Source organism: Armatimonas sp. (assembly GCF_031410135.1).
Classification (GTDB): Bacteria; Armatimonadota; Armatimonadia; order Armatimonadales; family Armatimonadaceae; genus Armatimonas.
In genome coordinates this window covers 1-7,107 of sequence record NZ_JANNYP010000178.1, presented here as the reverse complement: position 1 = coordinate 7,107, position 7,107 = coordinate 1, and the positions used below count along the sequence as shown (strand labels likewise).

Genomic DNA, 7,107 nt, shown 5'->3' with positions numbered 1-7,107 from the left:
CAGCTTCCGTCTCTCCAGGCGCTCCGAATCCCCAGAAGCCACCCGTAAATACGATAGAATTCAACCAGGGCCGATAGATCATCACGCGCTTTACTTCGGCGGTGATCCCGTAGGAGCTAGATTGCTCATTGTAATCTCGGGTCTGCTTGCTAGCTGATCCGCCACCACCGAGTGAGAAGAGGCCAAAGAGCTTCTGTGCACTCATTTTCATTGTTACCGACGTTTTTACGTCACTTGATGCGAAATCAGAGCTACTGAGATTGACCTTTGACCAACCTCCGCCTTTCTCCCACTCTGACATCGCCGGATAGAGTTCGAGCTTGTGGACAATTTTCCCCGTAGATCCTGTCACTTTATAGGTGCTATCATACCCTTCTCGAAGTTTACCAAAGAAGTAGGCAGGGTCTTTTCCCAGCAATTCGTCCAACTTTTCCTTCTTCTTGACAACCTCAAACATATCTCCACCGGATGTTGATTCTAATTGAGATTTTGTGGAAAGAACCTCTCTTGCAAATTTTGGATTAAGTCGTGTTTTATTTTTTAATGCCGTATCTCTTTCATTCTCAAGAGTAAGAAAAGCGTCATCTTTAGCCGCTAAGTATCTTATATAGCGCTCAAAACGGCTCTCGGGTTGACCTAAACTCGTTATCTTATTCGGGTCTGGAACTACCGCTAGCCATATTCTAAGCCTTTCGCGCTCCATTTCCTCCTCCGGAGACGGATCGCTCTGGGGTGTCACTTTCATTCCAAGGATCGCTGCCCAGACATCCTCAAGGTTTTGTGAGGTTGCCTCAAAGAACAGGCTGGCGGCAGGTAGTGAATTACAGATGACGCTAAGATACTCTTCCACGTACCCAGGGACGTCTTTTTTATCCTCGGGGATGGAGATCATGATTCCTGGCCGATAGAGAATCAGAGTCGAGCTGCCGACTTTACCGACTCGCTTGGGATTTTCCCCAACCGTTCTCCGGAGTTCAGCCGTAATAGTGTCCATTACCTTCTGATCAAGCGTTCGGGTATCCGCCTGGCGGGCCTGAACGATGGTTGCTGTCGCAAGCAAAGCGACGAGGGGAAGGAGGGGAGTTAGATTGTTTTTCATTTTTATAAAGAACCTTTCTTGTTGGGATTGAAGGAAGTGCCGTCTGCGAACGAGTTCATATCGGTGCAGTCGGACAGGGTGGCGTCTTCGAAGCTCGCCTCGGTGAGGTCGGCCTCGATAAAGGAGCACGTCGTGAGACGTGCCTGGTGGAAGCTGCTGCCCGCGAGGCGAGCGAAGTTCAGCAGGACATCTTTTAGCTCCGCGCCGTCGAAGTGTGTGCCGATGGCATTGACACGCGAGCCGTCGCAACCGTCAGCGTGGGCATCGTTGAAGTGTGCGCCACTAAGCTCCGCGTTTTCCAGGCGCGTGAACTTCAGCGTTGCGGCGGTGAGATCGGCGTGGCTCAGGTCCGCTCCCACCAGATTGCAGAACATGAGGGTCGCCCCCCCGAGCTGTGCGCCCTGTAGGTTGGCGGCCTCAAGCACCACACTGGTGAGCTGGGCTCCCCGAAGATCAGCGCCTCCCAGATCCGCGCTGGTGAGATCGGCACTGTCTAGGTTCGCCAGGCGCAGGTCAACGCCGCGCAGATCGGTGTTGCGTAGGTCAAGAGGAGCCTCAGCGCGTGGACTTGCTGTCGTACGGTTGAACGCGGCGACATCTCGGCGCAGGAGAGCGGCCAGCGAGGCGGAAGCGGAGGAGGTGCTCATCGTCGAATCTTTCCAGGTAGCTCTGCACCGAACCGCAGGATCGCCGCACGCAACTTCAGGTTCGCAACGGTACTATACGTGTTGAAGCTCTTCGCGATCTCTACGGGATCATCGCCGACGGGGCTCTCCTTCACTTTTGCCGCTTGGTCGGCCAGTGCTTTCAGTAGCTTATAGTTTGCATCTGTCGGATTCGCACGGGCGAGGACTTCCCCCGCTATAAGCATCCGCTCGATGTACTTTCCTGCCCGGTACGCCGCGTAGGCGGGGGTACTCTCGTAGTGGTTCAGGCTATGCAGGGCATCGCCGACGTTCTCATGAAAGGCTTGCTCATACTGCGGGGCCGTCAGGATCACCTCAAGCGTATTGCCTTTCGCCTTCTCTTTGGCGACTTTCTGGAGCGCCTGCGTGGCGTGAAGCGTGGCGCCCTCGGTTGCGTAGACCTCGTTGGCGAAGAAGATCGCCTCGGTGAGAGCCTCAGTCAGTTGTTTGGCCAGCAGAGACATCTTCTGGCGGTCGGAGCCTGACTTCGAAGTCTGTTCTTTGAGCAGCTTGTAGCTAAGGCGTAGAGCCTTCACCCGGAGGAGGCGCGTTGTGTAGAGCTCGTTGCGGGCGCGTGTCTCCAGTGCTTCCTCGTAATAGGAGCTGGGCCAGAGGCTACCTTGCACGGGGGGGATAGAGCGACGGAGCTGGACTACTTGCGTGGTGACCTCGGCGCTAAATGCGTTGAACTGCGTGTTAACCGACTGTAGCAGAGTGACGACCTTGGCCCCCTCGCCCGCTCGCTGCTTCAGATATTCGTTCCACTCTGAGAGTGTACAGCTGCGCCTGAGATGCATCAGCGCGGCTTTTTCAAAGATTATGGCGCGCTCGGTCTGGAGCAGCTGGTCGTCGGTGGGCGTAGCGCCTGCGTCCTTCACCAGAATCTGCTCAGGCAGTGGCGTTAGCTTGGTGGCACCGCCGCTCTTCACTTCGACAAAATTTGCAGGAAAGATCCAGTCGGCGGCGTAGATATTGTAGTCGAACACGGTTGCCGGGTCCCAGACAACCCCGAGCGTCGTCCGGAACTTCGCGTTGAAGAGCCGTACTCCGATCTCCGTGTTCAGCCCGTTAGAGGCGACATCAATATCGGAGGTGAGCTTCTCGGCACCCGTAGAAGTGAGCGGCTTGAAGTGCTGCTCGTCTGTCCCCGTTTCGGCTTCCTTCTGAAACGCACTCGTAAGCTCCGGCAGTGGGCTCCGCTCATTTTGCAACTGGCCCCTAATGCCCGTCTGAGTTGTCGTCGCCACCCCATTGCAGATCACGGAGCGCATCCGTACAAGCTCGGCCATGAGTTTCAGCCCGACGTCGTGCTGCGGAGCCTTCACCTTCACACTCTGAGGCCACTTATCAAAGAGCAGGCACTCCTTCGCCTTACTCCAATCAGCCTCGAAGGGCCCGAGCAGTAGCAGCTTCAGCGCATCGTTGTTCCCTTTGATTTTGTCGACATACGAAGGTGTTAGCTGTCCCATTAGGGCTGTCATGGATGCCTGATCCCGTGCATAGGTTTGCACGGGGAGAAGCCCTAGACTCAAGAAACCTGCCAGGCAAGAAATGGAAATCTTCATGGGGCCACTCTATCAAGGCAGTTTCTCACAAGTCTCTCATAAGTCTCTCTAAAGAAAGAGAGTTTCCGATATACTCATGGGGTGACAAAGGGGGAACGTTTTCTGTACGAAATAACTCTCACCGATGGACTGGCGGTGCGGCTCGGGCCAACGACACGGACCACATTCCCAACACGCAAGGCGGCGACCCTCCTTGCCTATCTCGTCACGCATCCGGGCAACCATAGTCGAGAGAAGCTCCTGGAGCTTTTCTGGCCCGATCTGGAGCTATACCCGGCGCGCCATGCGCTTTCCATGGCGCTGAGCCATCTGCGAAATGCGCTGGAGCGGGATTTCGATCAGCCAAAGGGAAGCCTTCTCCGTGCCAGCCGCGATAGCATCGGGCTAGAGCTAGCCGCCTACACCACCGATCTTGAGAGCTTACCCATAGGCTTCGACACCGAGCGACTCCTCCCTGGCTTCTACGACGACTGGGTGCTGGCGCTTCGTCAGAGTCTGGCGGAGGCACTGCCGCTTGCTTTCCCGAGAGCTTCCCTTAACCTAGAGCCACTACCTGCTGCGCTCGTTCCCTTTCTAGGGCGCGGTGCGCTCCGCGAGAGCCTCCCGGAGCTGCTGAAGAGATCTCGCCTGCTGACCCTTGTGGGAACCGGGGGGGTAGGCAAGACACGCCTCGCCCTCGAGCTCCTGCGCGACTTAGAGGCAAAGGGAAGCGCCGTTGCCTGGGTCGAGCTTGCCGCCCTCACCGAGTCGGATAAAATCGCAGACCGGATCGCAACCACTCTGGGCCTTCAGAATACCGAAGCACTGATCCTCGCACTGCGACAGAGTCCGCTAGTTCTGGGCCTGGATAACTGTGAGCACTTGGTGGAGGGAGCAGCACAAGTCGCCCGCCAGCTCCTGAGTGCCTGTCCTCCGCTGACGATCGTCACGACCAGCCGGGAGCCGCTCCATGTCATGGGAGAGACTCTGGTGCCGGTTCCCTGCCTTACCCAGGACGAGGCGATTGCTCTGTTTTGCGAGGGAGCCACACGCGTCCAGCCCGGCTGGGAGCCCTCACTGGAGCAACATCCCCTCCTTGTCCGGCTCTGCCAAGCACTGGACTGCCTCCCCCTTGCCCTAGAGCTGGCCGCAACAAAGCTCCGGCAACAGAGCCTCAGCGAGCTGGTGCAGCGCCTGGAGTCCTCGCTGGAGGTACTTGCTCCGGGAAACCGTGGGGCAGCTCCCCGCCAGCAGACCCTCCGTGCCACCATTGCCTGGAGCTACGATCTCCTCAGTGCGCCCGAGCAGCAGCTGGTTACCCAGCTTGCCATTTTCCAGGGCGGGTGGACCGCAACCCTGGCAGCCGAGCTGCGGGGGGATCGCCAGGGCACTCTCGCGCTCCTTGAGGCGCTGGTAGATAAGAGCTTGGTGCAGGTGGACTATCTGGCGCATGCCACACGCTACCGCTTCCTGGAGACGATCCGCGAGTTCGCTCTGGAGAGGCTCGCCGAGCTCCCTGAGGCGCAGGTTCTCGCGCTACGGCGACGGCACCTCGATATTTACTTCGCCCTGGCCCAGACAAGCCCCGGAATGCTGAGCCCCCAGACCCACCTCTGGGCGCAGCGCCTCGCCCCGGAACAAGACAATCTTCGCCAAGCGCTCCACTTTTGCCGAACCGATCAGCTTGAGCGTGCGGTGGAGTTTTGCAATAAGCTAACAACCTTCTGGGAAACACGCTCGTATTTTCGGGAGCAACAGCAGCAATTCCAAGCGACATTCGCCTTATCGATGTCGCCCGAGCCCACGCCACAGAACATCCTGTTTTTGAATACCTACTGTAGCCTGTGCCAGACTACTGCCGACTGGGAGAGTGCCCACAGAGCCATGAACCTCATTCTGGCAATGGAGCAGGATGAAGAGACTCTCAGTCTGAGATTGAGTGTACAAGCGATGCTGGCTTTGAACCAAGGGCAACCCGAGAGAGCCTCCACGCTCTTCGAGGCGGCCTATAAACAGGCAAGCTCCCGAGAGCAGCAGGCATCTGCCCTCACCAATCTCGCGTGTGCTCTTATCGCCCAGGGCAAGCTGACTCAGGCACGGGATGCTCTGACACAAGCACGCTCTCTCACCAAGGTTCCTGCCTACCAAACGGCTACCTTTGCGGTGATAGACCTCCTGGAAGGCAGGCTCACCAGCGCACGAGCACACCTTGAGCAGAAGCTCACGGATGACCTAGAGCGCGAGTACCACCGCGACCATGCCTACACCATGATCCACTTTGCGATGCTGGCCCTTCGTGAGGGCGATCTCCTTCAAGCAGCCCGCCTCTTTGGGGCAAGCCTGAGCTGCGAGACCTACCATGGGCACACCACCGAGCAACCAGAGTTTGACTTTCGCCAGACAGATATAGCGCAGCTGCGTGGCATCCTGGGTGAGACCGACTTCGAGGCTGCCATTAGCCTAGGGCGAACATGGAGCATCACCCAGACTCTAGAGTATCTTCGCCCGAAGAAAGACCGCGATATACTGCCTACTGTATGAGCGCACCACGAACCGCTTCTCTCTCCCGCCAGACCTCCGAGACCGATATCATGCTCTCGCTGGACCTCAATGGCGACGGCTCCAGCCAGCTTGCCACCGGCGTCGGCTTCTTCGATCACATGCTCACCCATGTCGCACGGCACGGGCTACTTAATTTAAGCATCACGGCGAAGGGCGACTACCACATTGACGACCACCACACCGTTGAGGACGTGGGAATCTGCCTCGGCCAGGCGCTAAAAGCCGCTGTGGGCGATAAGAAGGGTATGGTGCGCTACGGCGACGCGACCGTACCGATGGACGAGTCTCTCGTCCTCTGCGCCCTAGACTTCTCCGGGCGTGGCGGAGCGCATATCGCCCTAGAGTTCCCCGACACGCGCATCGGGACGTTCGCGGTCGAGCTGGTCGAGGAGTTCTTTCATGCCGTCGCCCGTGAGGCCGGGCTGAACCTACACATCCGCCTGATTGTTGGCAAGAACGCCCACCATATCGCCGAGGCCGCGTTTAAAGCCTTCGGGCGTGCCCTGCGCCAAGCGGTCGCTCTGGATGACCGCGTGATTGGCATTCCCTCCACCAAGGGCGTGCTCTAGTGATTGCGCTGATGGACTACGGCGTGGGCAACCTGCGCTCGGTAGAGAAAGCCTTCGAGTTCTTGGGCCATGCCATCAAAGTCACCAGCGATCCGGGCGAGATTGCGTCCGCCGAGAAAGTCATCCTGCCGGGAGTTGGGGCGTTTGGGGCAGCAGAGAAAACGCTACGCGAGCGCGGTCTGGAGCAAGTGGCTCTGGATGCTGCACACTCGGGCAAACCGTTTCTAGGAATCTGTGTCGGGATGCAGCTCCTCTTTGACGCCAGCGAGGAGCTGGGCGAGCACACCGGCCTTGGCCTTATCCCCGGTCGTGTCACCCGCTTTCCCGACTCTCCCGGCATCAAGATCCCGCAGATCGGCTGGAACGCACTCACTTTCCCCAAAGAGAGCCCGCTCATGACCGGCCTAGAGCCTGGCGCGATGGTCTACTTCGTCCACAGCTTCTACTGCGCTCCGGAAGACCAAAGCGTCGTCGCCGCCCAGACAGAGTTCACACTGACCTACTGCTCCGCCGTCTCTGTTGGCAATATCCACGGCGTCCAGTTCCACCCCGAGAAGTCCGGCAAGATCGGCCTGAAGATTCTCGACAACTTCGCGAGGCTCTAGAAATGGCCCTCCCCCCGTCTCCGCTCGTGCCTCGCTTCGCCG

General features: G+C 58.3%; 6 protein-coding genes. 3 read left to right on the top strand and 3 right to left on the bottom strand.

All coding sequences use genetic code 11. The features are described from left to right. The 3 genes from RMO15_RS06370 to RMO15_RS06360 all read right to left on the bottom strand — a co-directional run. Positions 1-1,099: hypothetical protein (locus tag RMO15_RS06370; RefSeq protein ID WP_309709416.1), on the bottom strand; the 1,099-nt coding region annotated here is incomplete at its 3' end. Positions 1,100-1,101: 2 nt separating this feature from the next. After that, positions 1,102-1,746, bottom strand: coding sequence for a pentapeptide repeat-containing protein (locus RMO15_RS06365; protein ID WP_309709413.1), 645 nt, complete (start codon positions 1,744-1,746; stop codon positions 1,102-1,104). Next, entirely contained in the window at positions 1,743-3,350 is a 1,608-nt protein-coding gene (locus tag RMO15_RS06360; protein WP_309709409.1) for a hypothetical protein, read from the bottom strand. The genes RMO15_RS06365 and RMO15_RS06360 overlap by 4 nt, the downstream gene beginning before the upstream one ends. Before the next feature lie 81 nt (positions 3,351-3,431). Here RMO15_RS06360 and RMO15_RS06355 point away from each other — a divergent pair, with 81 nt between their 5' ends. From RMO15_RS06355 to hisH, 3 genes are read left to right on the top strand one after another with little or no spacing between them, the layout of a single operon-like run. Next, positions 3,432-5,870, top strand: coding sequence for an NB-ARC domain-containing protein (locus tag RMO15_RS06355; protein ID WP_309709406.1), 2,439 nt, complete (start codon positions 3,432-3,434; stop codon positions 5,868-5,870). Beyond that, positions 5,867-6,460 (top strand): imidazoleglycerol-phosphate dehydratase HisB, encoded by a 594-nt coding sequence (gene hisB, locus RMO15_RS06350; RefSeq protein WP_309709403.1) that lies wholly within the window; start codon positions 5,867-5,869, stop codon positions 6,458-6,460. Before RMO15_RS06355 ends, hisB begins: the two co-directional genes overlap by 4 nt. Next, positions 6,460-7,065, top strand: a complete 606-nt coding sequence (gene hisH, locus RMO15_RS06345; protein ID WP_309709400.1) for an imidazole glycerol phosphate synthase subunit HisH — start codon at positions 6,460-6,462, stop codon at positions 7,063-7,065. Before hisB ends, hisH begins: the two co-directional genes overlap by 1 nt. Positions 7,066-7,107: the final 42 nt, after the last annotated feature.

Coding starts and splice junctions, on each gene's coding strand:
- RMO15_RS06365 (WP_309709413.1), bottom strand. CDS start 1,746: ATGAGCACCTCCTCCGCTTCCGCCTCGCTGGCCGCTCTCCTGCGCCGA.
- RMO15_RS06360 (WP_309709409.1), bottom strand. CDS start 3,350: ATGAAGATTTCCATTTCTTGCCTGGCAGGTTTCTTGAGTCTAGGGCTT.
- hisB (WP_309709403.1), top strand. CDS start 5,867: ATGAGCGCACCACGAACCGCTTCTCTCTCCCGCCAGACCTCCGAGACC.